A 26,729-nucleotide genomic window follows, 5' to 3' on the forward strand; every position below is an offset into this window, starting at 1 on the left:
GACGCGCATCGGACGGTTCCACGCCGCGAAAGCTTAGGAACTAGCCATGAGCAACACAGACAAAACGGCCGGCGGAAATCGAAGCGTCGCAGGCAAGGACGATCGCAGCCAGGACGCGACGCGCACCGACCGCCGAGGCAGGGAAGAGACGCGGCAGGAACAGGCTGCGGACAGCCATCCGGAAGAGGATCCGGCGGAGGGCTCTCGCCAAACGGTCGAGCACGAGTTGGACAGGCTGGATCGGTCGGGGCGCAGCGCCTCGCAATCCGCGGGCGAGGGCCAGGTGGAACGCGCGCGTGAGGAGCTGCGGAAGCAGGTCAGCGAAGAGACGCAATTACCGGGACGAGGTTCCGCCTGACAGCGGCTGTGGATCGCCCCGCGGTTGGCTTTTTGTTTCGATTCTTCGGTGTCAGACGGCACGCAGGTCGTGTCGGGCCTGCCGCCTTCCACTTTCCCGGATCCAGAGGGTCGCCATGAGCAGCGCCGCCCCGCCATAGATCAGGCCGGCGAGGGGAAGGTGCGGGTGAAGAGCCTCACCGCACTCTTTTCGACCGTCGGCCCCAGGCATATTCCATGTCGATCTTCAAGGCGATGCGGCTCCAGCCGCATCAACGGCCAAGCCGGGCGCTGCGTTTCATTGGCGGTTGGCTTCCACAGGAACAAAAAGCTTGACCGGAGGTTCGAACCTCAATCTCGGCATCGGCACTTGGTCGGAACAATCGACATGATTTTTTCCCGTGTGGTCTCGTTGGACACGCATCTCCCATGAGTGGAGCAGCTGACGATGCCGGCCGAAGCGAGGGAGAGCGAAAAGACGGCGGCATCACACGCGCTCTCGGGCTCGGACTGATCACTGGGGCGGCTGACGACGATTGCTCGGCCATTGGCACCTATGCGAGTGCCGGAGCCCGGTTCGGGCCCGACCTTTTGTGGACGGCTCCTGTCACTCTCCCGATGATGTACATCGTCGTCTATCTCTCGTCCAAACTTGGCCAGGTGTCGGGCCGTGGTCTTTTCAAGGTCATTTCCGATTTCTATCCGCGTTGGCTGCTGTGGTCCGTGCTGGTGGGCGTGCTGATCGGCAACACGATCGAGGCAGCCGCCGACCTTGGCGCGATGTCGGCGGCTGTCGTGCTGTTCGTTCCGCTGCCTTCAAACTCGGTCGTCATCGGTGTCGCGATGATTATTCTTGCCTTGCAGATGTTCGGATCCTACAAGCTAATCCGCAACATATTCCGATGGTTGGCACTGGCCCTGCTCGCCTATGTGGTCTCCGCTGTGCTCGCCAAGCCGGATGTGGTCTCGGTGCTGCGCGGCACCTTGCTGCCGAAAATCGAGTTCAGCCGCGAATATCTGTCCATCATCGTCGCCATCATCGGCACGACGCTGTCCGCCTATCTCTACACCTGGCAGTCCAATCAGGAGGTGGAGGAGGAGATCGCCAAGGGCAGGACGAGCCTCGAAGAGCGCAAGGGAGCCACCGAGGGTGAACTCCGCCGGTCCCGGCGCGATATCCTGATCGGCATGATCTTTTCCAACCTGATCATGTATTTCATCATCCTTTCGACCGGATCGACGCTGTACGAGGCGGGGCATACCCAGATCGAAACGGCAGCGCAGGCGGCCGAAGCGCTGCGGCCGCTTGCGGGCGACGCGGCCGGAATTCTCTTTGCGGCCGGGGTGATCGGCGTCGGCTTCCTGGCGGTGCCGGTCATGACGGCCGGCGCCGCTTTCGATTTCGCGCAGGCCATGGGGTGGAAGAATGGCTTGAACGCCAAGCCCCGGCATGCGCCCAAATTCTACATCGCGACGGGAGTGATCACCCTGGTGGCGGTGGGCCTCAATTTCTTTGGCTTCAACCCGATGAAAGCCTTGGTCTGGTCCGGCATCGTGCAGGGTTTTTCGACGCCACCTCTGCTGCTTCTCATGCTCATCATGACCAACAATCGCAAGATCATGGGCGACAAGGTCAACAGCAGGGCCACCAACATTCTGGGCGGCGTGACGACCATAGCGGTCTTTGCGGCGTCCGCGGGACTGGTGGCGACCTGGTTCATGTAGTTCGCCGGCGCGGAAGGACGTTCAGGCGCAGTGGAACATCCACGGTCAACTCTCGTTGAAATGCGTGTGAGAGAAAGGGCTGTCCATGTCAAAGCTCCAAGCCGCCACTCAAGAGCATCTAGAGCAACTGAGACTCGAGGCTTCGGCTCGTTTCGCCCCGATGATGCTGCATGAGGCATTGTTGCGTCTTTCCCGGGCCTGCGGGGGTGATAGCCTTGCCCGGTTCGAGAAAGCCATGGTCGATCAGATCGAGGCGACCAAGGACGATCGAGCCGATTTCGAGGCAATCAAGGAATTCGCGATCGAACAGCTTTATGCCTGGATCAGGAACGCGAACGAATCGCCGGATAAGAAGCAACCGCTGGAAAAGATAGAGGACCGCAGAACCCCCGGCCGCTCGGAAGAGCCGCAAACGCTGGAGGATCAGCTGCAGGCCGGTCTGGAAGATTCCTTTCCCGCAAGCGACCCGCCAGCGGTGGTGTCCACCTCCATTCCAGGCGGAGCCAAGAAGCTGGTCGGAACCGACGAAGTGCTGAGAAAACAGCGGGAGGCCAAGGAGCAAGACCGCCCCTAGCCCGCACCGACTGGAATCCCGCTGGCCGAACCGCCGCTCACGGACGGGAATCCGTGCCGGTCGATAGCGTCACAGCTTGACGGCCGCTTCCCGGGCCCACAGCCGCAGCTTGCGGCAAGCCTGCACGAATGTGTTGGCGGAGGCTGCGGAGTCCAGCCGCATCAATCCCTCATCGGCATCGGCTGCGACGCCTGCCTTGGCCAGGAGAGGCGCGGCTCCCGGTGTGAAGCCGATGAATTTGCAATGCGCAAAGGCATCCGACACGAAGTCCTTCGCGGCTGCTTCCTTGACCAGCAACTCGGCGCCCGGCTCGGACAGGAGCAGTACCACGGCGTCGAACAGGACCGACGGACCGCCGTCGATCATGTGTCTGGCTTCGATGTGGGTGCCGTCTGCGGCCTCGACGCCGCCCACCTTGGGCGCTATCACCTCCATGACCGCGCCTTCCGTTTCGATGGCCGAGCGAAGTTGTTCGAAAAGGGCCGTGTCGGCCCCGTCGCTCAGCAAGACGCCGACCTTGCGGCCTTTGAAACTGTCGGGGCCGTTCTCGATGATACTGAGAGCCGGAGACGGCGGCAGGTCGTCGCGCGGCGGGATGGCGGTCTCGGCGGGGTCGGGCATGTTCCGAATGCCAAGCTTGTCGGCGACTTGAGTCGCCAGCGTTTCGTCTATGTTCAGCAGATGCGCCACCATGCGTTCGCGGATCGCCGGTGCCTGCACCTTGCTCAATTCGAATGTCAGCGCCATGGCGATATGGCGTTGCTCCGGCGCTGTCTGGCTGTTGAAGAATTGCCGCGCCTGGCTGTAGTGGTCGGCGAAGCTCTCCGCCCGCAGACGCACCTTCTGCCCCTCTTCGGCGTCGGCGAAAGAGCGGAAGCCGCGTTGCGGATCCTCGCGGGGACCCGAGCCCCACGAATTCGGCTCATAGTTGGCGCGGCCGACCGGGTTGTGCATGGCCATGTGCCCGTCCTGCTGAAAATGTGCGAAGGGGCATTTCGGAGCGTTGATCGGAATATGGGTGAAGTTCGGGCTGCCCAGCCGCTTCAACTGGGTGTCGAGATAGGAGAAGTTGCGGCCCTGCAGAAGCGGGTCGTTGGAGAAGTCGATCCCGGGCGGCACGTTCTGGGTCATGAATGCAACCTGCTCGGTCTCGGCGAAGAAATTCTCCGGCATGCGGTCGAGCACCAGCCGCCCGACCGGGATTGGCTCGATGATCTCTTCAGGGATGATCTTCGTGGCGTCCAAGATGTCGAAGTCGAAGCTGTCGGCAAAATCCTGGTCGAACAATTGCACCGTCAGCTCCCATTCCGGGAAGTTTCCTGACTGGATCGCTTCCCACAGGTCGCGGCGGTGGAAGTCGGGATCGGCGCCATTGATCTTGACCGCTTCGTTCCAGATCACCGACTGCATGCCGAGTTTCGGCTTCCAGATGAATTTGACGAATGTGGATTCGTCGTTGGCATTGACGAGGCGGAACGTGTGGACGCCAAAGCCTTGCATGAAACGGAAGGAGCGCGGTATCGCTCGATCCGACATGATCCACATGACCATGTGCATCGATTCCGGCATCAGGCTGATGAAATCCCAGAAATTGTCATGTGCGGTCTGGGCCTGCGGGAAAGCCCGGTCTGGCTCCTGCTTGGCAGCATGGATGAGGTCCGGAAATTTGATGGCGTCCTGGATGAAGAACACGGGAATATTGTTGCCGACGAGGTCCCAATTGCCTTCTTTGGTATAGAGCTTGACGGCAAAGCCGCGCACGTCTCGGGCGAGGTCGAACGAGCCCTTGTTGCCGGCAACCGTCGAGAACCGCACGAAGGCAGGCGTCTTTTCGCCGGCGCGCTGGAAAATGTCGGCACGCGTGTATTTGGCCAGCGATTCATAAGTCTCGAAATAGCCATGAGCGCCGTAACCACGGGCATGCACCACCCTTTCCGGGATGCGTTCGTGATCGAAGTGGAAGATCTTGTCGCGAAAGTGGGAGTCCTCGATCAGAGACGGTCCGCGCTCGCCAATCCGTAATGTGTTCTGGTCGTCGGAGACAGGCGTTCCCAGGGCAGTCGTGAGAACAGGCGTGTCGGCTTCCGCGATCTGGTGCAATTCGCCGCCATTTCCGCGCGCGGCATTCTGATCGTGCATACGCGCCGATTTGGGAGCTGAACGGTGTGCGGATTTGGCCATGATTTTTTCCTCGATTGACGCCCGTGGGCTGACTTGGCTCAAGGCGCCGAACTGCCGGTGCATGGCTTTGTTCCCGCACAACGGCGCGTCGCGCCTATCCTAAGCCAGCGCGAACACGCTGGTGGACGGCGCGCAAGGGGGGCGCGGCCGCAGCAGGATCGTTCGGCCGCATCAGAATTTTCTGGAGAGTTGTCTTCAACGTCCGGAACGATACAAACGTCCATGCATTTAGCTGGGGTCTGCATTCATACTTCTTTCTGGGAGCTGGACCATTGTCAGGCGAAGGCTATCTTTTGGCCGACCAGGAAACCCATGAAGTTTCCATCGTTGACCTGATACCCGCGCTACGGGCTTTCGCGCGCACCTTCTGCCGTATCCCCGACGATGCCGACGATCTGGTGCAGGAGACGTTGACGAAGGGCCTTGCCAACATCGACAAGTTCGAACCCGGCACGCGCATGAAGTCGTGGCTCTTCACCATCATGCGCAACACCTACTACACCCGGGTCAAGGTCGCGGCCAGGGAAGCGCCTGGCCTGCTCGACTGCGCGTCCTCGAGGCCGATTTCGGAAGCCACACAGGAATGGACCGTTCAGAGCAAGGAAGTTCACGGCGCCATCCAGAGGCTCCCTGAACACCAGCGCGAGGTGTTGATGCTGATCGGCGTCTTAGGTGTCAGCTATGAGGAGACGGCCGAGATATGTGGCTGTGCGGTGGGAACGGTCAAAAGCCGGCTCAACCGTGCCCGCGCCGCCGTTCTTGAGTTCCTGGGGGAGAGTTCGCTGCAGACGCTGATGGAAAGACGAAATCATCTGTCGGACGGGCAGATCGATATTGATGCCGACAGCCGCAGATAGTCAGTTCTTTATGTCGCGCCGGCGTTTCGCAAGGAGCGCGTTTTGCAGTTCGATCGCCAGTCTGGTCAAGCGATCAGGAACCTTTTCCTGCTCGATCGCGATCAGCAGAGAGGCAATCTCCTGATCCATCGCCATTCCTGCGCGCGGGTCCATTCTATCATCGCTCGAACGAGACATCGTATTCCCTGGCTGGATGGATGGCAGTCCGTCATCCTATTGTGATGACAAGCAACCGCCATTACAAGGAGATGCCCGGTGCCGAAACCGTTGCCGGCAGCCCTTGCACAGGTTTTTCTTCCACTCTCGATTGCCGAGGTCACAGATCCACTGCGGCGCTTTCAGTCCTTCGGCAATCGATTTGCGGCATGATCCTGATATTGATCGGACTTGATCTGATTGCCGTCCAGGCCGCGTTCCTCGCTGTGCTGCTTCTTGTCCCTGTTGGATAAAACGGCATTCTCTTCGATCTTGTCCTTGGCCAGTTCGGTCATTGCTCCGGCGCCGGCCCCTTTGCCGTGGCTGCCACGGCCGATATGTTTCTTGCTGCCGGATGCCATGCTGTCCTCCTTCGAATTGGCGCCGCTCTTCAGCGTCGCTGTGTTCGACGCCCGAACTGGCATTGGCTGGTAATGTTCCGTCACGCCGGCAAGCAGGAAGGCGTCGCCGTCCCACAGCCGAAACGCTTTTTCGCCATCGATGACGACCTGCAATCCGTGACGTTGCGCCAGGTGACGGATATCGGAGCGGTCCAAAAACAGTGATTCGCGATATGAGTAGTTCAGCAAGGCCAGCCTGCCCGGCCTTTTGAGGACGCGCGCAATTTCGCCGAAATGCCGCTCCGCCACGCCGGCTAGCACCAGATAGGGGAAACTGTCGACCGCCAGAACGCAGTCGAAACTCGCGTCGCCGAACTCCGCCAGATCCAGGCCTGAGGTCCGCCGCAACTCTACATTGCCAAGCGCTGCGCATTGCTCACGGGCGATCGATATCATTCTCGACGATATGTCGATACCGACGACCCGCCCACAGGATGCCGACAGCGCGCGTTCGAAACGCCCGATGGCGCAACCGATGTCCAGAATGTTGCGTCCAGCACCGGTGAAGTCTTGCGCTGTCAGCCATGCAACGATTTCGTCGGTCGTGGCTGCCAGCCTTTCCTCATCGCCAAGGGAAGCCAACTGGACACTCGCCACCCGGGAAATCGCTGCCGCGGCATCAAAGCCCGAGGCCAGCCGCGTCACGACATCTGCATCCGTCTCGTCGTCGTCGCGTTCGTGACGAACGGCAGAACCCGTTTTCTGCAACGTGGCAAAAACCTCCGATCCGCGGCGAAGCAGCCCGGCTATCTGCTGGAGCCTTTCCCTGTCTCGAGTATCGACCGGATCGATCTCCGCCACGATCTCCGCCAATTCGACTGCCCCGATGCCTGGGTGGAGATGCAGCGCCAGCCTGGCGATGACGGCCTCGGCACTGACAGCGTCCGCCATACAGCCCTCGACCGCCAGCCTGACCGCTATCCGGCGGCGCACGGATGTTGGTTCCATCGAAACCATGGTCTCATTTCCGCGTCCAAGTCCTTCGCATCGTCCACCTGTCGCCAGCGCCCCAGCCATATTTGTACGGCTCCTGGCCGCGCAGGAAGTCGAACTCGCGCGCACCTTCGCGGATCGATTCGGCGATTGCGTGGCCGACCAGGATCGCGCCTGGACTTTCCTCGGCATAGGCAGGATCGAAACCGCCAAGATAGGCATAGGCACGGCCGCGATGGTGAAATCCGTAGTAGACGCCGATTGGCTTGCCGTCGATGGCGAGCACCCAGCATCGGGTCAGGTCTCGAGCGTCGAGCAGGGGAAGCGAGCACCTGTGGAATTGCTCGACGGCGGGGTCGGCCAGCACGCCGCCTCCGTTTCCGGCCCAGCGCGCCCCGTGCAGGCCTATCAGGTGGTCGAGGAACAGTTGAGGATCGCCTCGTGCCGGCGACAACTCGACCCGGCCGCGTCTGGATGCGGCGCGGCGCGCCCGGCGCAACTGGCGTCTGCGCCGGGCAGGGACGCAGCCCGCCAGCGTTTCATCGCCGTCGGTGGCAAGCACGGGACAAACGGCGTGGCCGACCAGTCCATCGGCTTTCAATTCGGGATGTTCGATCGCCAGACCGGCACTGCCTTGCGGCAGATCCGGCAGGATCCACTGCGACCACTCGATCGAGAGTATCTTCTCTGCAAGGGCAGCGGCGACCTGGGCCTCGCTGCCGGGCACACACAGCACGTCCAGATAGTCGCTGAGGGAAATGCCGATCGGAAGCAGTTTCGAGCCTTCCGTGCCATGTTCGAGATAGAGCGGCGCCAGGCCCACCAGATCGTTGCCGCGCCAGATGGCGACCGTCGCCAGCTCCCCCGGAGCGAATGTGCGCCACCACGGCAGCAGCCAGGCGGGACATTGAAAGGGCGTCGCCGACGAACTCTGCTCCCACAGGTTCCACCAGTGCGGCGCCAGTGCATGCAATTGCTCTGGATCGCCGATGATCTCGCTGCGCAGCATCTGCTCTTTCACCGCACCGCGGCGAGACGCCTGCGGTCGGCGCCGAGCCGGGCCAGCGCCAGATAGGCGCTCATGTAGGACGAGACCATGCGCTCGAGCGAAAACCGCCGGCGCGCCTCGCTTCGGCACGTCTCGGCATCAAGGCTGGGTGCCGCGACAATTGCTTGCGCCATCTCGTCGACATTGTTGACGATAAAGCCGGTCTTGCCGTGCTCGACCACTTCGGGAAGCGCACCATTTGGAAAGGCGATCACCGGTGTGCCGCAGGCGAGTGCTTCCATCGCGACCAGCGAACTGGTCTCGGCGGCGAGGCTCGGAACGACCAGGCAGCGTGCTGCATTGAGCAAGCGCCGCTTGGCGGCGAAGCCGAGCGGACCGAGGAAGCAGCGCCGACGATCGAGGCGAGGTTCGACCTCATCGCGAAAGTACTGGGTATGCGTCTCGTAAGGATAGACCCGCCCGCCGATGACCAGCGGCACATCAGCCTGCCTGGCGGCATCCAATGCCAGGTGTATGCCCTTTTCCGGGCAGATGCGGCTGAGCACGACGGCGAAGTCGCCCCTGGGCCGCGGCTGGTTCAGCGCGTCGATATCGACACCATTCGGGATCGGGGCAACCAAGCTTGCGTCCGGCGGTGCGGTTCTTTGCTGGGCTGACGAGACGGCGTGAAGCCAGAGATCGTCGCGCCCTGGGCGCAGCGCCCCGGCCGGGTACCAGTCGAGCGGCAGGTGAAGCGTCACCAGGGTCGGACCGTCGGCAGGCAGGTAGGCGTCGAAGTCGATGCCATGCAGGTGAACCACGTCGATCGGCCATTGGGCGCGGGCAGCGGCGATCGCGGCGCGATGGGACTCCTGTGCCCGGTTTTTTGCTGACTGGTCGAGCACGCCGGCTTCGGCGGGCGTTTCCACCAGAATGCCGCTTGCACTGGAACCCTGGCAGCCGATGACGATGGACCGGTGACCGGCGCGGGTCAGGGCCTGATCGAGCATTGACAGCACCTGCTCGGCGCCGCCAACGGCGTTCGGTCCCACCGGCGCGAGAGGATAGGCAACATTGAGCACTGTGAGCGTCATGGCTGGTCGAGCCGGAGCGCCTCGTGAGCACGGGCGCTTGCATGCAGCCAGGTGCCGGGCTCGAAACCCAGCGGCAGCGATTCATAGTAGAGCCTGCCATCGTTGGGCAGCTTCAGGAAATCATAGGTCGGCGCCAGCCGGAAACGCTCGGTGTGGGTCGAGAACGGCGCCAGCGTCCGCTGCTGCGTCAGGTGGCTGGCCAGCATGCGCTGCTTTTGCTGAAAGGCCGCTTCGGTCAGGCAGACCTCTATGCAATCACTGCCGGTGCCGCTGGCGAAATCCTGAAATACCGGGCCGTCCGGGCCAGCCGAATAAAAGGCCATTTCGATGATGGTGGGCACGGGCCGGCGGTCACGGCGCAGAAGATGGCAGGCCGCGTGAACGGCAAAAGCGGTCGCGTCGTGGTCGGGATGGCCTCCCTCGAAAGGATGTGTGCAGACGAAGCGGATGTCGGGTTCGCAAACAAGGCAGGCGAGTTCCTGCGCGAGCGCCACGAGATTCGCCGCAGCCTCCTTGTCGGGATAGCCAAGAGCGGTCAGGCCCGATGGCGATATGCCGGCCGCGGCCAAGGCTTCCGTCAGTTCCGCACGGCGGGCATCGGCATAGTCCTGCCATGTCTCGAAACCATGCGCTTGCGCGTCGGCAAGATCGCGTGGTGCTCCGTCCGTGACATGGACGATGCGGCATGACCGCAGTCCGGCAAGATGCCCGCCGATGCCGATTGTCTCGTCGTCCGGATGCGCGACGACGACCATGAGGGCGGAGCCATGTGCTGCGTCACTGCCCGTCAACAGGGCCGCGAATTCGCCCAGGGTTGCCGATGGTTGATGCATGGGAGCCTCACGCTGCCGAGGCTCGCCGCTTCGACGTGGAAGCCACGCCGGGCGCGTAGCGGCGGATCATGGTTGCACAGAATTCGGCGAATTCCTCCGGCACCAGCGGCGGACTGGTGTGGTGAGGCATCATCCCGCGATGCTCTGGCGTGAAGCAGAAGGTGACGGTCACGTCGAAATCGGCGAGCGCTTCCATCTGTCGGTCGAACCAGTTCAATGCATTCGGCCTGAAACTGTCGGCCCAGGAAAGTCCGGTCCGCATATTGGTGACCCCGAGCCGCTTCATCCAGGCGACGGCGTCGTCCAGCCGCGGGTCCTCGAAATGAAACCACTGCACCAGCCCCATCTCGGGCGTATGGCGCAGGAATTCCTCCAGTGCCGGTTTTGGCGTGCCGTCCTGGCGCAGCAGCCCCATATGGAAGTGACGATAGTAGGAGGAGCCTTCCGCTTCGCGATGGCGCGTTGTTGCTTCCCATTCGCGCGGAAGATCATAAAGGCTGTACCACTGGATGCGCGGAGCGTTGCCGAGCAGCAATTCAGCGGTGCGCCTGAGGCCCCAGACCTGGATCTCGTCGGCGCCGAAGGTCGATACGCCAACTTCGCTGACCCAGATCGGGAGATCGGTGACGGCCGCGATCTCACCGATCTTCTGTGGCCATTCCTGGATCTGCCACAGGTTCCAGTCGAGCGGAAAGCCATGCACCGCGACGGCATCGACGTGGTCCAGCAATCTGAGTTCCTTCATGCGCGTGACGAAGCCGGGGTCGATCGGAGAGATGCCGCCGAGCACCTTGGTCAGGGCCGGGTTCTCGGACGCTATCGCATCCGCCGACAACATTGCCATGGCGGCGAAGCGGCTCCAATCGGGGTCGAGCTCGGGATCCCAATGCGATTTGTTGTTGGGCTCGTTCCAGATCATCGCGGCTTCAATCATGGATCTGTCCTTTCGACGGGTAGACGGCGCCGCCGCCGGCCGGATCGCCGGCGGAACGGCAAAAATAAACCTCCTGCTCGGGGTGCAAAAAAATCTCGAAGCCGGCGCTGCGCAACATCGCTTCGGTGCAGGCGCGGTTGGGAATCCACCAATTGGTCGGATCGTCGGCATATCGATGTTCGATGAAATGCAGTTTCGGAAATTCCGGCCGCTCGAACAGGTCGTGCGTCCAGAAATGATAATTCTGCTCAAGCGCAGGCAGATCGGCGCTGCCGCGTTGCATGGACTGGAAGATCATCAGGTCGCCGGCGACATGCCCGCGGATCAGGTCGAGCGCGAGCAGGGGATGGCGCAGGTGGTAAAGAACCCCCATGAACAGCACGATGTCGAATGTCTCGCGCAGGGCGCCGACGTCATAAACCGAAAGCTTCTGGAACTCGATGTCGCAGTCCGCGATCTCGGCGGCAAAGCGCGCCTGTGCCAGATAGGCCTCGTCGAAATCGATGCCGAGGACGCGACCGGCGCCGCGCCGTTTCATTTCGATGGCATAGAAACCGGCATTGCAGCCGATATCGAGCACGGACTTGCCGGACAGGTCGGCTGGAATGGCATAGGCGAACTTGCGCCATTTGACCAGCGGGTAGTTACCGAGAAAATGGTCCGGAGCAGTTTCGACGCCGGCCAGTTCCATGTTGTGGAACCATGGGCCGAGGGCATCGATACGGCGTTGGATTTCAGCATGGGAATGCAGCATGGCTAAGCTCCTTCGCCCGGAACGGCATGCGAATGTGCCGTAGGCGCGATCATCGTGGGCCGGTGCTGTTTGGACGCAGCATCGTCGTCGAGCAGCCGAAGGGCCGCGCGATAACCGTTGAAAGTGCCGACATCGACGTAGGCGGCCCCTGCCTTCGCCCCATACGCCTGACCGCCCGCCGTCAGGTAGGCGTTGATCAACGTGCCGATATATTCGTCATAGCAATCCCGCTCGCGCCAGAGTGCCGCGAGCTGGTGCAGGACATGGCCCGGCATCTTGAACGCGCCCCATATCCAGTTCGTCGCCGCGTCCTGCCGCTTGACCTGGATTTCCCGCACCCGGCCCTCCTCGTCGAGAACCACGGCATCGAAGAATTCCGGCCGATCCACCGGGAAGAGCAGGAATGACAGCCGGTCGTCCGGCAGACGGCAGAAGCCGTCTTCGGGAAACCAGATCGTATCGGGAAGCCCGATCAACACCGTCTCGTCCGGTGCGACGAGGGGTGCTGCCCGGAAGATGGCGTCGCAAAGGCCAACGGGGTTGGGTTGTACCACGAACAGAGCGGTCGCCGCTCCGTAGCCCGCGGCATAGTATTCGAGAATGTCGGATTTACCCGATCCGATGATGAAACAGACCTTGTCGACGCCGGCGCGCACCATCCGCCGCACCAGGTACTCGCTTACGGCACATGGGCGCTCCGTCTGTCCATCGATCCGGCTCCCGACCGGCAGCAGCTCTTTCGAGAAGCCGAGCGGTTGAATGCGGCTGCCGCGTCCGGCAGCGGGCACGATGCCCAACATCAGACTGCTTCCTTCATCGGTTCGCCGGCCGACCCCTGCAGGGCTTCGTTCAGGATGCGATCCAGTTCCGCCGCGCGCCGCGTGGATGTGTGTTCGTCCAGAACCCGTTCACGCGCACGGCTTCGAATTGCATCGAGCTCGTGCGATGGCAGTTTGAGCGCCGCGATCACGTCGTCTGTGTCGTACGCCAGCAGGATCTCGCTACCGGGTTCGAAGAAACTGCTGAGGCCCGGCCAGGTGTCGGTGACGATCGGTACGCCGCATGCCGCTGCTTCGAACAGCCGGCCCGAAGGGCACCACCCCTTTTGCGCCATCGCCTCGCGCGTCACATTCAGCGTCAGGCGGGACGACGAAAAGAAGGCTGGATGATCTGCCGGCGGAAGATGCCTGACGAAGAAGATGTTGTCGCTCCACGGGAATTCCTGTGGATATTGTGCACCGCCGATGATGAAGCGGTGGTCAGGCAGGAGTGCGGCCGGACGGACCAGCAGTTTCTCGACGCCGGCCTGGCGATCTGTCGCATAGGTCCCGAGATAGGACAGATCGCCCGCAAATTCCGGCCTAGGTACTGCCGGCCGGTGTTGGTCGGGATCGACATGGCCATAGAGCGGCACCACGTGGCGTGCACCGAGAACCGACTTGAGTGCATCGATTGCCGAGCCGCCCGTGTAACTCAGGACGAGATCGAAATCGGCAAGCCCCTCGGGCCCGAAATAGGGCGGGCGTTCACCTTGATCGAGGCGCGCCAGCGTGATCGGAGTGTCCAAGTCGTAAAAGACGCGCAGCCCGCGGCATGCCTGCTGCGCCAGGCGCGCAGCGTCCACGGCGTCGGGGCAGTAGGAGGTAACGATGACGACGTCCGATTGCTTGATCGTCTGCTCCGCGACCCTCCGGATGTCCTCCCAGTCCGGGTAGAGCACGATGTTGCCGCCGTCCAGCTGGTCGAGGTCCCGTGCACCGGCATAGTAGGGGGTGTTGCGCTCGAAAAAGGTGATGGACCAGCCGTACCGGGCCAGCGCCCGGATCAGCCCGCGCCACAGGGTGGCGTGGCCGTTTCCCCATGAGGACGTGACGGTGAGACCGAAAATGACCATCTGCATCCGGCAAGTCCTCGTCAGGCAAGTTCGTTCAGGCGGATGAGCTTTGCTCCCCAGTCTCCAGACACGATCGTCGTGACGGAAGCGGGGTCGATATCGAAGCGAAAGCTGTCGCCGACGGGCAGACCAAGCACATGGCAGATGGCTGCCTTGATCACGTCGGCATGGCTGATCAGCGCGACGCATTGATTCTGATGCCGCTCGCGAGCCTGATCCATCAGCGAGACGATACGCTGTTGGACATCCAGCATGGTTTCGCCGCTTGGGGTGCTTGCTTCCTGCCGCCGGCTGTTCCACGCCTGCCAGCCGGCATCGCCGTTCAGCTCCTCGAACGTCTTTCCCGACCAGATGCCGAAGTCGATCTCGTCGAGTTCGGCGCAGATCGCGATTTCGCCGACATTACAGGCAGTCGCGATCGGCTTGGCGGTTTCCTGCGTGCGCTCGCGTGGGCTGCACCAGATAGCGGCAATCGGCTCGCGGGCCATGCGGCGGCCAAGATGCGCCGCCTGAGCCCTGCCGGATTCGCCAAGGCGAACTCCGCCCATCCGTCCGGCCAGATAGGAGCCGACATTGTCGTGTGCCGCGTGCCGGATCAGGAAGAAGGTCGTCGTCATTCCGCGGCATCGAGCATAGGCTCGTCCCTGCCTGTGATGAATGCGAGCGTGCGCTGCCGAGCTTCGGCATCGGTGAACTGCTCAGGCGGAGACTTCATGAAATAGCTGCACGGACCGGTCAGCGCGCCGGCGATGCCGCGGTCAAGCGCCAGCTTGGCGCAGCGCACGGCGTCGATGACCACGCCGGCCGAATTGGGCGAATCCCAGACTTCCAGCTTGAGTTCGGCGTTGAGCGGCACTCCACCGAAGGTCGTGCCTTCAACCCGGATGTAGGCCCATTTGCGATCGGTGAGCCATGGCACATGGTCACTGGGGCCGACATGAATGTTGCCCGGCTCCAGGGGAACATCGAACTGGCTGGTCACGGACTGCGTCTTCGAGATCTTCTTCGATTCCAGCCGCTCGCGTTCCAGCATGTTGAGGAAATCGGTGTTGCCGCCGAAGTTCAACTGATAAGTGCGGTCGATGCGGACGCCGCGCTCGCGGAAGAGATTGGCCAGCAACCGATGCACGATTGTCGCGCCGACCTGGCTCTTGATATCGTCGCCGACCAGCGGCAGCCCGCGTTCCTCGAAACGCAGGCGCCATTCGGGCCGTGACGCGATGAAAACCGGTATGCAGTTGACGAAGGCGCAGCCGGCCTCGAGGGCGCATTCGGCATAAAAGCGCGTCGCTTCCTCCGACCCCACCGGCAGGTACGAGACGAGCACATCGGCACCGCTGTTCCGCAGGATTTCGCTGACATTGGCAACCGGCTCCGGCGCTTCCTCGATTTCCGTGCGCAGATATTTGCCGATGCCGTCCAACGTGGGGCCACGCTCCACGCGAACCCCGGTTGCAACCGCATCGGCAAAACGGAACGTGTTGTTCGGGGCGCTGTAGATCGCTTCGGCCACGTCGCACCCGACCTTGCCCTTGGCGACGTCGAACGCACAGACGACCTCGATGTCATCGACGTGGTACCCGCCGAGATCGGCGTGCATCAGCCCGGGGATCGGCTCGTTGCCTTTTGCGTCTCGGTAATAGGAAAGGCCTTGCACCAGGGAGGATGCGCAATTGCCTACACCGACGATACCGACACGAACTTTCTTCGATCCCACGAAACTGCCGTCCTGTGCTGTCCAAGGTAAGTTCCTGGGCCCGAACCGTCAGCTTGCCGGAATGTTCCTTGGCATGTGGAAAAATTGCGCGCGGCAGGATGGATCAAAGCCGCGCATGCCGCGTTGGCGCACGGCGAGCTTGGAATCGGTGGATGATCGTCTACGGCGACCACAAACGAACGGAAGACGCGCGACAGCTTCGCGAGGCTGCAAGCGAAATGGCTGAAAGCCTCGATTGCAGGCCCTGCGGCATTCAACGCCACGCTGCGCTGGTAGGGTTGTTCGTCAAGGTCTCGGAACTGGTCCAGGCACTGGCCGATGTCGAGTTCGAGGCCCGCGGCGGGGACACCCCTTCGCCGAGGCAGCGGCAAGGTGCCAAGCTGCTGGTCGGCCTTGCGGCGGAAGTGGCGAGGTCCTGGCGAAGCGGCTTCACAGTGACCGGCGCCGTCGATCCCATGCTGAGGCATATGCTGGCCGCGCTCGACTGCCGGGGCGAGGTTCTTACCGGCGCGGCCGAGGGATACGCCCATTATGCGCTCTATCCTGAAAGCTATCTCGGCGCGGGGCGGGCATCAGGCCTCGACTCGAATACATGCGTCATCGGCATCCGCAGCATTGGCCTCGGGCTTGCCGCCTTGGTCGCCGCGGCGATCGACGCGCCGGCACCCATCAGCGTGCGCCCGATCGGCCATCCTTTCCGCAGGTATGTCAACGCCGATCCGGAATTGATCGGCGCCTGGAGGGGCAAGCCGTCGGCTTGCTTCGCTGTCGTCGACGAGGGCCCCGGCCTGTCGGGCAGTTCAATGCACGCCGTCGTCGCATGGCTGCGGCGGCTGGGCATCGATAGGGATCGCATTCACCTGTTCCCGAGCCATTCCGGCGGCCCGGGTGCCGAAGCCTCTAAGGAGGTTCGTGAGACATGGTCGGGTTGCCGAAAACATGTGGCGCGGGCCTTCGAACGCACCTTCCCGGGCGGCGCGCAAATGCCGACGCTGCGCGATTGGGTGGCGGAGGCTGCCGGCAGCCCGCACTTGGCCCTGACCGAAATATCCGCTGGAGAGTGGCGAAACCTCCACTACGCCGAGGAGAGGCTCTGGCCGCCGAGTCAACGCGGCATCGAGCGGCGAAAATTCCTGGCGTCCGCGGGACGCGATCGGTGGCTCGTCAAATTTGCCGGCCTCGGTCAAACCGGGCAGCGCAAGATGCAAACCGCGGAGATGCTGCACGAAGCCGGCTTCGGACCGCAGGTCGTCGGGCTTTGTCACGGTTTTCTGGTTGAACGGTGGATCGAGGGAAAGACAATGGATCAGGCAAGCCTGTCGAGAGACAGGCTTGCCGCGGAGCTCGCACGCTATCTCGCTTGGCGTGCGGCCAATCTCAGAACTCCGGAACTGGGTGCTAGATTGCCGGAACTCGCTGAGATGGCCGTCCACAATGGCGCCGAAGCCCTGGGTGAGCGGCGCGCGGCGGAGCTGCGGAACTGGTTCTCGAAGCGTGCCCCTGCGCAAGCGCTGCCACGGGTCGAGATCGACGGAAGGCTTCACCCGTGGGAGTTTCTCGTTTCTGCCGACGGGATGTTGATCAAGACGGATGCCGTCGATCACTGCCGCGGGCATGATTTGATCGGCTGCCAGCCCATAGAATGGGACATTGCCGGCGCTCGCGTCGAACATGGATTTTCCGACAGCGAGCTAGCGACGTTGGTCCACCGCATGGAAGCCGGGGAGCGGCTCAATATCGATACCGGCCTCATTGACTATCTCGAACCTTGCTACCTGGCGTTTCAATTGGGACTCTGGAACGTTGCTGCCCGATCCGAGCATGGCCCGGAGAAGCCAAGGCTGGTAGCTGCGGCAACGCGGTACAAGAAAGGGCTGCTACGCTTCCTGGAGAGGTCCGGGCCGTGACGATCAGTCCAGTCTTCGCAGCATGTCCGCTTCGCGTTCGAGAATGGTGGCCACTTCCTCGCGCTGCAGATGCGTCATCATCAGGCTGACGCAGCACTCGAGATAGGTGATGGAGGCCCGTCGCAGAAAGGCAGCCGTCTCTCTTTCCGCAATCTGCTCGATATCCTTTGCGGATCGTTTGGGTTGCACAGGTCCGTTCTCCATAGCGGGATCTCATCGTCAAACCCCGAGCTTGCCAGGATGTTCCGCGCAATCCGCAAAAGTGCGGCAGGAGGCATGACCGTGCTTAAGCGGTCATGCCGGAACACGTGGCTGCGGCGGCCTGGCCTCAGGCCGGAAGGTCCTGCAACCTGCCCGATCTTGCGTTTGTCGCAATAGCTGTCATCCGGCCGTCGATCTCGCTGGTTTCGAGATTGGAGAAGTATCCGATCGTCTGCATCAGCCCTTGCCTGAGGGGCACTTTCGGCGTCCAGCCGAGCAGCGCCTTTGCACGCGAGATGTCGGGCTGCCTGCGGCGGGGATCGTCTTGCGGCAAGGGCAGGAATTTCAGATCCGATTTGGTTCCGGTCATGTCTCTCACCATGGATGCCAGTCGCATGATGGTGAATTCTCCGGGATTGCCCAGGTTGACAGGTTTTCCGGGATTGGGGTCGAGATCCATCAGGCGCATCATACCTTCGATCAGATCGGAGACGTAGCAGAAGGACCTTGTCTGCAACCCATCACCGAATATCGTCATCGAGCGCTTCTCAAGCGCCTGCATGATCAGGTTCGAGACGATGCGGCCGTCGGCGGGGTCCATCCTGGGACCGTAGGTATTGAAGATGCGAGCCACGCGAATATCGGCTTTTGCTGCTCTCAGATAATCGAAGCAAAGCGTTTCGGCGGTGCGCTTGCCTTCGTCGTAGCAGGCGCGCGGGCCGGTGAAGTTCACATGGCCAACATAGTCTTCCCGTTGCGGATGTTGTTCCGGGTCGCCATAAACTTCACTTGTCGACGCCTGCAGGAATCGCGCATTGTTGCGGGCGGCGAGTTCGAGCAGGTTGAGCGTTCCGATGACGCAGGTGCGTGTCGTGTGTATCGGATCGGCCTGGTAGCGCGGCGGCGAAGCAGCGCATGCCAGGTTGAAAACGCGATCGACCGGCTCGCCGAGGTTCAGCGGCCGGCAGATATCCTGCTCGATCAGCCGGAAGCGCGGCTGGTCCATGATCGAGACGATGTTGTCCATGCGGCCGGTAAGGAAATTGTCGACGCAGATCACACGCCAGCCGTTGCGGAACAACGTTTCGCAAAGATGCGAGCCGAGGAAACCCGCGCCGCCGGCGACAAGCACTGTCTTCGCCCTTCGCGCTTTTCTTGTTTGCCGCATCGCTGTTTTCTCCTGTCTTTCAGTCATGCTGCGGTTCCGATATCGAGATCGATCATCGCCGCTCTCGGTCGTGTCAGCAGCGACACGAATTCGCGGGCCCTGGCCGCACCGGTATGTGCTGCCAGGACGAGTTCGCGCGCCCGGCCGGCCATGGCGAGCCGGGCGCGCTCGGATTCCCTGAGCAGGATATCGACGATGTCATCCGCCTTGTCGGCCGTGCGGATCGCCGAAGCAGGAAAGAAGCTGTCGAGACCCGGCCAGCGATCGCTGATAATCGGCGTGCCGCAAGCGGCAGCCTCGAAAAGCCGTACGCTGGGCGACCATCCGGCGGCGATCATCGATCTGCGCGTGACGTTCAGCGTGTAGCGCTGGCGGCTATAGAATGCGGCATGGTCGGCCGGCGGCAAATGTTCGATTCGTTCGACATTCTCGGGCCAGACGATGTCGGACGGATATTGCGAGCCGGCGACGACGAAACGGCGCTCCGGCATGCGCCGTGCGGGCTCGAGCAACAGCGCGTTGAGCGTTGCCTGCCGGTCGGTGCTGTAGGTGCCGAGATAACCGAGGTCCCAGCCGACTGGGTCGGCGGTTCGGTGATGCCGTTGCGGATCGACCGAACAGTAGAGCGGTTCGGCACGGCGCGCACCGAAATCCTGCGCCAGTCGGCCAAGCGTCGGCCCGCCGGTGAAGGAGAAATAGACATCGAAATACGGAATCTGCCGCCGACTAAGATAGTCGCATTCATCCGTCGAAAGCTTTGCCAGGGTCACCGGCGTGTCGATGTCATAAAAGCAGAGCGCCCCTTTGCAGAGCGCCACGGCAATGTCGATGACCGCGCGCCCCTCCGGAACGAAGGACCCGACGACCACGACATCGGCCTGTTGCAAGCATCGTGCCCAGTCCTGTTGCAACTCCTGCGTCGTTTCGTAGTAGCGCAGAGTGCAGAAATCGGGATCGCGCAAGTCGCGGTGATTGGCATACCACGGCACGTTGCGCTCCAGGAAGGTCACGCGGTGACCGAGTTCATGCAGGCCTTTCAGCAGGCCTCGAAATGTCGTGGCGTGGCCGTTTCCCCAGGACGAGGAGAGGGACAGGCCGAGAAAGACGATGTTGAGCCGCTTGGTCATTACGCCGCCTCCACGGTCCCGCGCTCGAAGTGCCGCCTCAAGACCGTATCGGTCACGGCCGCTCTCATGGCGTAGGTATGTTCACCGCGGACGCGGCGCAGCGCGGACGCGCCGATCGCCTTTGCCCGATTGGGGGTCAAGGTGCGCATGATTTCGGCGACATCGCCGCCGTCGCGTGCGACCAGGATCTCCTCGCCGGGTTTCAGGAACAGTTCGACGCCCAGCCACGCATCCGTGATGAGGCAGGCACCAGCGCCCGCCGCCTCGAAAACGCGGGTGGCGGGCGAAAAGCCGTTTGCGGCCATGCTGTCGCGGCTGATGTTCAACACCGCCTTGGGCGTGACATTGAAGGCGTTGTGGTCGCGGGTGCCGACGTGGCCGAGCCAACTGACATTGCCGGGAAGCGGCTTGTCGCCCCAGCCCGATCCGCCAAGCAGGAAACGCTGCTCCTGCAAACGGCTGGCCGGATCGAGAAAAAACGCCTCGACGCGCGCCTCACGGTCCGGCAGCCGGTTTCCGAGGAAGGCGAGGTCGCAAGCAAAACGCGCCTGACTGGCGACTGGATGATGCGTTTCAGGATCGAGCGCATTGTAGATCGGCACGCATTCCTTCGCTCCAATGGCGCGATAGGCCCAGACCACGGGGTCGCCGCCGCCATAGGTCAACACAAGATCGATTTGCCGCAGCGCGGCATGCAGCGGATGGTCCGGTTCATCGCGCAATTGGCCGAGCGTCGCCGGAGCGTCCACGTCCCAGAACACGACGAGCGCGTCACGACGCGCGTGATCGAGCACGGCGCGCAGCAGCGCCTCATCCTCAAAACCGACGCCGCTCGCCTTGACGACGATATCCGCCTCGGCGGCGTGCGCCGCCACCTGCATCAGCGCGTGCCGGGTCGCCTCGTACACGACGACGGCGCACCACTCCGGCGCCTCGATGTCGCGGTTGTTCCGGCGGTCATAGACGTCAGGTTCATAGAAGGTGATTTCGTAGCCGAGTTGGGAAAGCGCCTTGAGCAACCCACGGTAATAGGTAGCGGCGCCGTTCCAGTAGGACGACAACAGGCTCGATCCATAAAAAGCGATCTTCATTCAGCAGCTTCCTTTGCGGCGGTCGGATTGGTGATGTGTTGAGGTCCGCATTCGGCGAGCACGCCGAACAACTCGTCCACGCGGTGCCGGCATGTGTGCCGCAGGCGGATGGTCTCGAGACCAGACGCCGCCAGGGAGGCAGCGAAATCCGCGTCGCCGAGTACGGCCCGGAGGTGTCGCCGCATCTGGGAGCCATTGTCCGCAAACAGGAAATCGACGCCTGGTCTGAACAGTTGCTCGGTGTCGGACCACGGGGCGGAAATCAGCGGAATGCCGCAGGCGAGCGCCTCGAACACGCGGATGGTCGGAATGCCGGGCAGGCCTTCCCGATAGGGGCGGCGCGGAACATGCACCGTGACACGATGCGCTGCGAACGCTTTCGGCACGTCGGCATTGGCGATCCAGCCTTCATGGCGCAGGCCGGCGGCTGCGAGATCGGCGAGCGCCTGCCTGGGGTAGCGCACGCCATGAACGGTGGCATCGAGGCCGAGTTCGTGCACCGGCTCGATCAGAAATTCCGTGAGCTCCGCGGTACGCTCGTCGTCGCCCCAGTTTCCAATCCAGATCAGATCGGAGGTCGGGCGGATCTCAGGATGCGGTCTGAACAGGCGGTCGTCAGCCGCCTCGTGCCAGGTGAAGACGCGTTTGCCCCACCCGGCGCGCAGGTAGCTCTCGCGCAACGCTTCGCCAAAGGCCAGAACGCCGTCGTAATGCTCCAGCTGGAGCGCCGAGATCGCCTCGGTCGCCGACACGGCGCGGTGGTGGGTGTCGTGAAACAGGAGGATGAAATTGCCGCCGCTGGCCCTGGCGCGACCAATGCGCGCCACGAGGTCCGGCTCGGTCCATTCATGGACGACCACCACGTCCGCATCGGTGATCCAGGCCTCGTGGTCAAAGCCGGCATCGTAAGTCACCGGCATCAGCTCGGGGAAATCGTTCCTGAAGCGCTCGATGGCGAAGGAGCCCTTCTCGGCCAGCAGATTCGAGCGGCTCCAGCCGTCCGCCGGCTCCAGCGCGATCGCCTGATGCTGGCGTGCGACCAGCTCCCGCATGACGCCGCGCAGGAAATGTGCGTTGCCGTGGTTCCAGTCGGAAACGACCGAATGGGTATAGAACAGAAAGCGCATGATCAGCGCTCCGCCATCGCTAGGGCCGCTTTGTCGTAGACGTCGCGCATGGCCGTTGCCTGCCTCGCCAGCGAAAACCTGCGGCTCCGGCGCAGGGCTGCCCGTCCGAGCTCCCGCCTGTGCTGCGCATCCGCGGAGAGACGGTTGATGCAGGCGGCGAGGTCGTGCGGGTCGCGCGCGTCGTAGAATAACGCGGCCCCGTCCCATAACTCGCGGTAGGTGGCGATGTCGGATAGAACCAGCGGCGTCGCCGACATGGCCGCTTCCAGCGTCGCCAGGCCGAACGGCTCGTAGAGCGATGGCGACACGAAGATTCCGGCGCGTGCCATCAGGGAGCGCATCTCATCATGCGGTAGCGCTCCGAGAGCGACGGCATGGCTGAAGCCGGCGCGCTGGCCGTCCGGACCTAGCGTGGAACCGGCTGCAAAGACGGGCCATTGCGTTATCGACGCGGCCTGGTCGATCACCGCGGCGTTCTTGGCTTCATCCCACCAGCGAGCGGCGGCGAAGACGAGCGGTTGACGCTTTTCGGCTTTCGCTACCGGGCGGGCGCCGTTGGCGACGACATTAAGATGCGCGATTTGTCCATAGCAGGTTTCGAGCATGCCGGCGTGGCTGTGGCTCGGCGCGATGACGGCGTCGGCCCTGTCGAAGCCGCGCCTGTTGCGCTGCCTCTGCCAGTCCCATGCTCTGTCCACCGCCTGTCCCTTGACGGCATGGAACCATGTGACCACGCAGGAATGCGAGACCACCACGACAGGGCAGGGCGCATCGAGCCCCACTGCCTGCGTCGGCGCATTGAGATGAACAAGGTCGATGGCGTGGTCACGAATGGGCGCATGCAGCTCCCCCGGCAACGCATCGAGGTCGTTGGCATTGCGGGTCATCCAGTCCGGCGGCGTGTTCAGCCAGCTCAGTGTCGCCAAGGACCGTGCTTCTTCGGCCTGTTGCGTGGATGGTTCCGGACCGAGACCGGCGAGCAAAACGCTGTCCCCGCCATCCACGAATTCCCGCGCCAGATCAAGCGCGTACCGCCACACGCCGCCCACGGCATCGACCGTCATCAAGATGCGCCGCGAACGCGGGGTCAGTGTCCGCAACATGTCGCCTCCAGTTCCGCCAGCGGACGCGGGCGCTTCTCCTGGATGTCGCTGAATTTTTGGAACGAGGCGAGATAGTGTTCATGCGCGCGCTCCCACGCGATGTCATCGGGCTCGCCCCAAAGCTCGCGATAGCTGGGCGAACTCGGGTAGGGATAGAGCGGTACCGGCTCATTGGCCCATACGCCGTTGTCGATCAGGTGGTTTCGCCAGTAGTCGACCAGGGCAGGGTCATCTTCGACCACGCCGATCAGATTGGCCTGGACGAACGGAACATGGCGTCTTGCATCGACGAGCAGCGCGGCGAGTTCCTCCGTGCCCAGGCGGCAGCGCTTGGCCAGCATGGCCCGGCCCTCCACTGTCAGGCTTTCGAGGCCCGCTTCGATTGACACGCAACCGGCCGCGCCAAGCAATTCCAGCAGTTCGGGCTTCCACAGGTCGATGCGGGTCTGTACGCCGAATTTCACGTCACGGTCGACCAGTGCCTCCAGCAAGGCTTTCTGCGGCAGGAAAATCTCGTCGATGAAGTAGATATAGCCGACACCTTGGGCGATCAGCCGGTCTATTTCCGTCACGACCGCCTCGTGATTTCGGCGGCGATAGGCATCGCGGAAATCCATCTTGGCGCAGAAGCTGCAATTGTAAGGGCAGCCGCGCGACGCCTCGACTTCCGCGCCGAACCCCACCTGGTGGTCGTCGAACCTGTGATGGTGGTGCGCGTGCGCGGCGATCCAGTCCGATGGCCATTCGAGCGGCGGATGGTCGATGAACGAACTGGCGTGGACGCCGCCGTTCGAGACCAGCCTTGCTTCGCTAAAGTAGGCGGTTGACGACACCGCACTCCAATCATCGCGCCGTGCAAGGTCGGCCACGACCTCCTCGCATTCGCCGCGCACGATGATGTCGACGCCGAGCTTGCGCAGCGTTGGCGCCGGTGTCGCCGAGCCATGCGGCCCGACCGCGACGGTGCGCCCGCCCCGCCCGGCAAGGCGGTTGAGAAAATCGGCCGGCACGCGCAATTCCGGCGGCGCGCAGCGCCAGAACAGATAGGTCGGCGCGGTGGTGACGACCGTCATTGCCGGCGCGAACTCGGCCACCCGTTCGGAAAGGCTGGAATTGTCAAGCTTCTGAAGCTGTCCGTCCAGCATCAGAACCTCATGGCCAGCCCGTTCGAGCAAGGCTTTCGAGTAGCCGAGTTCCAGGGGTAGATGCGGTTGGCGGCAGCCGAAATAGATGCTGTCGTCGTAGGTCCAGAATGGGTTGACCAACGCGATTTTCATGCGACGTACCTCTCGGCTTCGGCGTGGGGTTCGAGCCGGTGACGCTGCAACCATTCGGCGAGGTCGCGGATGCCTTCGCGCCACGAAACATGCGCCGTCCAGCCAAGCGTGGTTTGCATCTTCCTGGTATCGGCGACGAAGAAGGGCTGGTCGCCCGTCCGCTCTGCCTCATAACGGATCGACAGTGCTCGATCCGTCAGGCTGCCGATCTCGCTCAACAGCATGCGCAGGCTGAGCGCATTTTTCGGTCCGCCGCCGAGATTGAACGCCTGGCCCGTGATCGTCTCGATCCGGTCGAGCACGGCCCTGTAGGCTGCAACTGCATCGGAGACGTGCAGGATGTCGCGCACCTGCCTGCCGTCGCCGTAAATGGTTATCGGCCGCCCCGAAAGCGCGCAAAGCAGGAAGTGCGCAACCCAGCCCTGGTCCTCCGTTCCGAACTGGCGCGGGCCGTAGATGCAGCTCATCCGCAGGACCGCCGTCGGCAAGCCATAGGACTTGGCGTAGTCGAGCACGTACTGGTCGGCCGCGCCTTTGGAGCAGCCATAGGGTGTGCAAAAGTCCAGGCTGCGGCCCTCGCCGATGCCCTCGGTGCGGATCGCAGGGTCGCAGGGCACATAGCGCTCGCCCTCCGGGCGAACCGCAATGTCGGGGAGGCTGCCGTACACCTTGTTGGTGCTGGCGAAGATCACCGGGATTCGTTCGCCGCTCTGTCGCGCCGCCTCCAGGACGTTGAAAGTTCCTCTAAGGTTAATGTCGAAATCCTCGCCCGGCCGAACCAGGCTGGTGGTAACGGCGGTCTGCGCGGCCAGGTGGAATATGGCTTTCGACCCCGTGAGGGCCGAAGCCAAGGCGTTGGCGTCGCGCACATCGACGGTTTCCACGGTGAGGCGGCTTCCATGCTTGTGCGACAACCATTCAAGGTTCTGTTCGACACCAGCGCGACTGAGATTGTCGATCACCAGCACCGGCTCGCCGTCCGACAACAGGCTGTCGGCAAGATTGGACCCGATGAAGCCGCTGCCGCCGACGATGGCGACAGGTGCTTCGCGACGGTTGGGCCTACCCGGCTTCATGACACCAGCCCGCGTTCTTCGAGCTCGCGTTTCATGTCGGCGCCCCGATCGATGGCAATCGTGTTGCGCACCCAGGAAACGAAGTCGCCGAGCGAATTCTCCAATTGCCGCCCTGGTTCGAAACCCAGCAGTTCGCGCGCCTTGGAAATGTCGGCGAAGCAGTTGCGAATGTCACCGGAACGCGCTTTGCCGAGCAGCTCGGGCGAGCGGTCCGGCGTTCCCATGGCCTCGGCCAGCAGGCGCGCGACATCGCGGATCGCATAAGCCCGGCCGCTTCCGATGTTGATGACGTGGCCTTTTGCCTGGCGTTGCTCCAGTGCCAGGCGAAAGGCGCGGGCGACGTCACGTACATGAACGAAATCGCGCTTCTGCTGGCCATCTTCGAAGATCATCGGCCGCTTGCCGTTGGCCAGACGCGAGGCGAAGTTGGCCAGCACGCCGGTATAGGGGTTTGAAAGCGCCTGTCCGGCGCCGAAAACGTTGAACAGGCGCAGCGCCACCGCATCGACGCCATAGGCTTCGCCGAAGATCAGCACGGCGCGTTCCTGGGCATATTTCGTCAATGCATAGATGGAGGCGAGATCGATCGGCTTTTCTTCGTCTGTCGGCAATGGCGAGAGAGGTTCACCGTCCGCAGACAAGGGATTCCATTGTCCGCCTTTGAGGTCGTTGGCCTTGCGCCGGGCGTTGCCGACGCGCCGGCCGTCGGGCGTGGCGTACAGACCTTCGCCGTAGACGCTCATCGAGGACGCGACGACGATCCGCTCGACCGGGTGCTTGATCAACACCTCGAGCAGTGTTGCAGTGCCGAGATCGTTGGCGCCGACATAGCGGGCGATCTCGTACATGGATTGGCCGACGCCGACTTCCGCAGCCAGGTGAACCACCCCGTCGACGCCCTTCAGCGCCTTGGTGACGGCTTCGCGATCGCGCACGTCGCCCTTGATCAGTTCGGCTCCAGCGGGAAGGTTGACCGCTTCGCCGGCATGCACCTGATCCAGCAATGCATCTAAGATGCAAACCGAATAACCGTGATCGGCGAATTCTTGTGCGACGTGGCGACCAATGAAACCACAGCCCCCTGTGACCAGTATACGTTTCACGACAACTCCTCGGACTGGTGACCTCGGCGCCCCCAACTTCTCGGCAAAAGCTTTGTTCCCTGCGCATCAACAAAGTTCTCCTGGCGGTTTCATTCGACAGCAGGCGCATCGCACCACGCGACGGGTGCTGGAA

Annotated in this window: 26 protein-coding genes and 1 pseudogene; 5 read left to right on the forward strand and 22 right to left on the reverse strand. The window is 62.7% G+C overall.

Going from position 1 to position 26,729, the window contains the following annotated elements:
* Positions 1-46: 46 nt before the first annotated feature.
* The 3 genes from FJ428_RS00620 (at position 47) to FJ428_RS00635 (ending at position 2,635) form a co-directional block, all read left to right on the forward strand.
* Positions 47-358: a hypothetical protein gene (locus FJ428_RS00620; protein WP_140878747.1), complete on the forward strand. Its 312-nt coding sequence runs from the start codon at positions 47-49 to the stop codon at positions 356-358.
* Between the two features lie 407 nt (positions 359-765).
* Complete coding sequence (locus FJ428_RS00630; protein WP_140663360.1) at positions 766-2,061, forward strand: Nramp family divalent metal transporter; 1,296 nt, start codon at positions 766-768, stop codon at positions 2,059-2,061.
* 85 nt (positions 2,062-2,146) lie between these two features.
* Positions 2,147-2,635 carry a hypothetical protein gene (locus FJ428_RS00635; RefSeq protein ID WP_140497376.1) on the forward strand — a complete coding sequence of 163 codons (489 nt, stop codon included), beginning with the start codon at positions 2,147-2,149 and terminating at the stop codon, positions 2,633-2,635.
* A gap of 69 nt (positions 2,636-2,704) precedes the next feature.
* Here FJ428_RS00635 and FJ428_RS00640 read toward each other — a convergent pair whose 3' ends face one another.
* Complete coding sequence (locus FJ428_RS00640; RefSeq protein ID WP_140735087.1) at positions 2,705-4,816, reverse strand: catalase; 2,112 nt, start codon at positions 4,814-4,816, stop codon at positions 2,705-2,707.
* A gap of 293 nt (positions 4,817-5,109) precedes the next feature.
* Between FJ428_RS00640 and FJ428_RS00645 the strand changes: the two genes are divergently transcribed.
* On the forward strand, positions 5,110-5,673 hold the full coding sequence (locus tag FJ428_RS00645) for a sigma-70 family RNA polymerase sigma factor (RefSeq protein ID WP_140498076.1): 564 nt from the start codon (positions 5,110-5,112) through the stop codon (positions 5,671-5,673).
* Here FJ428_RS00645 and FJ428_RS00650 read toward each other — a convergent pair whose 3' ends face one another.
* The 12 genes and pseudogenes from FJ428_RS00650 to FJ428_RS00700 all read right to left on the reverse strand — a co-directional run bounded on the left by FJ428_RS00650 (position 5,674) and on the right by FJ428_RS00700 (position 15,416).
* The gene (locus FJ428_RS00650) at positions 5,674-5,826 is read right to left on the reverse strand and encodes a hypothetical protein (protein ID WP_181165412.1); all 153 of its coding nucleotides are present in this window, start codon (positions 5,824-5,826) and stop codon (positions 5,674-5,676) included. It abuts the gene before it with no gap.
* A 185-nt stretch (positions 5,827-6,011) separates the two neighbouring features.
* A complete protein-coding gene (locus FJ428_RS30540; RefSeq protein WP_224519089.1) occupies positions 6,012-6,230 on the reverse strand; it encodes a hypothetical protein in 219 nt (72 codons plus the stop codon).
* A gap of 213 nt (positions 6,231-6,443) precedes the next feature.
* A pseudogene (locus tag FJ428_RS30545) lies at positions 6,444-7,286 on the reverse strand (methyltransferase domain-containing protein); the annotation flags it as partial.
* Positions 7,231-8,211, reverse strand: a complete 981-nt coding sequence (locus tag FJ428_RS00660) for a GNAT family N-acetyltransferase (protein ID WP_181165408.1) — start codon at positions 8,209-8,211, stop codon at positions 7,231-7,233. The pseudogene FJ428_RS30545 and the gene FJ428_RS00660, both read right to left, overlap by 56 nt.
* 8 nt (positions 8,212-8,219) lie before the next feature.
* Complete coding sequence (locus FJ428_RS00665) at positions 8,220-9,284, reverse strand: glycosyltransferase family 4 protein (RefSeq protein ID WP_140525135.1); 1,065 nt, start codon at positions 9,282-9,284, stop codon at positions 8,220-8,222.
* Positions 9,281-10,117 carry a PIG-L family deacetylase gene (locus tag FJ428_RS00670; protein WP_140878749.1) on the reverse strand — a complete coding sequence of 279 codons (837 nt, stop codon included), beginning with the start codon at positions 10,115-10,117 and terminating at the stop codon, positions 9,281-9,283. The genes FJ428_RS00665 and FJ428_RS00670 overlap by 4 nt, the downstream gene beginning before the upstream one ends.
* Positions 10,118-10,124: 7 nt before the next feature.
* Positions 10,125-11,051, reverse strand: a complete 927-nt coding sequence (locus FJ428_RS00675) for a beta-xylosidase (protein WP_140497390.1) — start codon at positions 11,049-11,051, stop codon at positions 10,125-10,127.
* On the reverse strand, positions 11,044-11,805 hold the full coding sequence (locus FJ428_RS00680; RefSeq protein WP_140673587.1) for a TIGR04290 family methyltransferase: 762 nt from the start codon (positions 11,803-11,805) through the stop codon (positions 11,044-11,046). Before FJ428_RS00680 ends, FJ428_RS00675 begins: the two co-directional genes overlap by 8 nt.
* A 2-nt stretch (positions 11,806-11,807) precedes the next feature.
* The gene (locus tag FJ428_RS00685; RefSeq protein ID WP_140878750.1) at positions 11,808-12,605 is read right to left on the reverse strand and encodes a sugar phosphate nucleotidyltransferase; all 798 of its coding nucleotides are present in this window, start codon (positions 12,603-12,605) and stop codon (positions 11,808-11,810) included.
* A complete protein-coding gene (locus FJ428_RS00690; protein WP_140878751.1) occupies positions 12,605-13,705 on the reverse strand; it encodes a glycosyltransferase in 1,101 nt (366 codons plus the stop codon). Before FJ428_RS00690 ends, FJ428_RS00685 begins: the two co-directional genes overlap by 1 nt.
* 14 nt (positions 13,706-13,719) lie before the next feature.
* Positions 13,720-14,316, reverse strand: a complete 597-nt coding sequence (locus FJ428_RS00695) for a histidine phosphatase family protein (RefSeq protein WP_140564422.1) — start codon at positions 14,314-14,316, stop codon at positions 13,720-13,722.
* Positions 14,313-15,416, reverse strand: a complete 1,104-nt coding sequence (locus tag FJ428_RS00700; protein WP_140515202.1) for an inositol-3-phosphate synthase — start codon at positions 15,414-15,416, stop codon at positions 14,313-14,315. Before FJ428_RS00700 ends, FJ428_RS00695 begins: the two co-directional genes overlap by 4 nt.
* A gap of 467 nt (positions 15,417-15,883) precedes the next feature.
* Between FJ428_RS00700 and FJ428_RS00705 the strand changes: the two genes are divergently transcribed.
* Positions 15,884-17,323 (forward strand): hypothetical protein, encoded by a 1,440-nt coding sequence (locus FJ428_RS00705; RefSeq protein ID WP_224519078.1) that lies wholly within the window; start codon positions 15,884-15,886, stop codon positions 17,321-17,323.
* Between the two features lie 3 nt (positions 17,324-17,326).
* On the opposite strand, the gene FJ428_RS00710 is transcribed toward FJ428_RS00705, so the two are convergent.
* From FJ428_RS00710 to FJ428_RS00750, 9 genes are all read right to left on the reverse strand, one after another.
* Positions 17,327-17,512, reverse strand: a complete 186-nt coding sequence (locus FJ428_RS00710) for a hypothetical protein (RefSeq protein ID WP_140497402.1) — start codon at positions 17,510-17,512, stop codon at positions 17,327-17,329.
* Positions 17,513-17,651: 139 nt separating this feature from the next.
* Positions 17,652-18,692: a UDP-glucuronic acid decarboxylase family protein gene (locus FJ428_RS00715; protein WP_140525130.1), complete on the reverse strand. Its 1,041-nt coding sequence runs from the start codon at positions 18,690-18,692 to the stop codon at positions 17,652-17,654.
* A 23-nt stretch (positions 18,693-18,715) separates the two neighbouring features.
* Positions 18,716-19,819: a glycosyltransferase gene (locus tag FJ428_RS00720; RefSeq protein WP_140497406.1), complete on the reverse strand. Its 1,104-nt coding sequence runs from the start codon at positions 19,817-19,819 to the stop codon at positions 18,716-18,718.
* Positions 19,819-20,910 (reverse strand): glycosyltransferase, encoded by a 1,092-nt coding sequence (locus tag FJ428_RS00725; RefSeq protein ID WP_140878752.1) that lies wholly within the window; start codon positions 20,908-20,910, stop codon positions 19,819-19,821. Before FJ428_RS00725 ends, FJ428_RS00720 begins: the two co-directional genes overlap by 1 nt.
* Positions 20,907-22,037, reverse strand: coding sequence for a glycosyltransferase (locus tag FJ428_RS00730; protein ID WP_140628904.1), 1,131 nt, complete (start codon positions 22,035-22,037; stop codon positions 20,907-20,909). Before FJ428_RS00730 ends, FJ428_RS00725 begins: the two co-directional genes overlap by 4 nt.
* Positions 22,038-22,039: 2 nt before the next feature.
* Positions 22,040-23,140, reverse strand: a complete 1,101-nt coding sequence (locus FJ428_RS00735) for a glycosyltransferase family 4 protein (protein ID WP_140878753.1) — start codon at positions 23,138-23,140, stop codon at positions 22,040-22,042.
* On the reverse strand, positions 23,125-24,417 hold the full coding sequence (locus FJ428_RS00740) for a TIGR04295 family B12-binding domain-containing radical SAM protein (protein WP_140525127.1): 1,293 nt from the start codon (positions 24,415-24,417) through the stop codon (positions 23,125-23,127). Before FJ428_RS00740 ends, FJ428_RS00735 begins: the two co-directional genes overlap by 16 nt.
* The gene (locus tag FJ428_RS00745; RefSeq protein WP_140673595.1) at positions 24,414-25,493 is read right to left on the reverse strand and encodes an NAD-dependent epimerase/dehydratase family protein; all 1,080 of its coding nucleotides are present in this window, start codon (positions 25,491-25,493) and stop codon (positions 24,414-24,416) included. The genes FJ428_RS00740 and FJ428_RS00745 overlap by 4 nt, the downstream gene beginning before the upstream one ends.
* Entirely contained in the window at positions 25,490-26,596 is a 1,107-nt protein-coding gene (locus tag FJ428_RS00750) for an SDR family NAD(P)-dependent oxidoreductase (RefSeq protein ID WP_140663342.1), read from the reverse strand. Before FJ428_RS00750 ends, FJ428_RS00745 begins: the two co-directional genes overlap by 4 nt.
* Positions 26,597-26,729: the final 133 nt, after the last annotated feature.

Source organism: Mesorhizobium sp. B2-8-1 (assembly GCF_006440955.1).
In the GTDB taxonomy this organism is placed as follows: Bacteria; Pseudomonadota; Alphaproteobacteria; order Rhizobiales; family Rhizobiaceae; genus Mesorhizobium.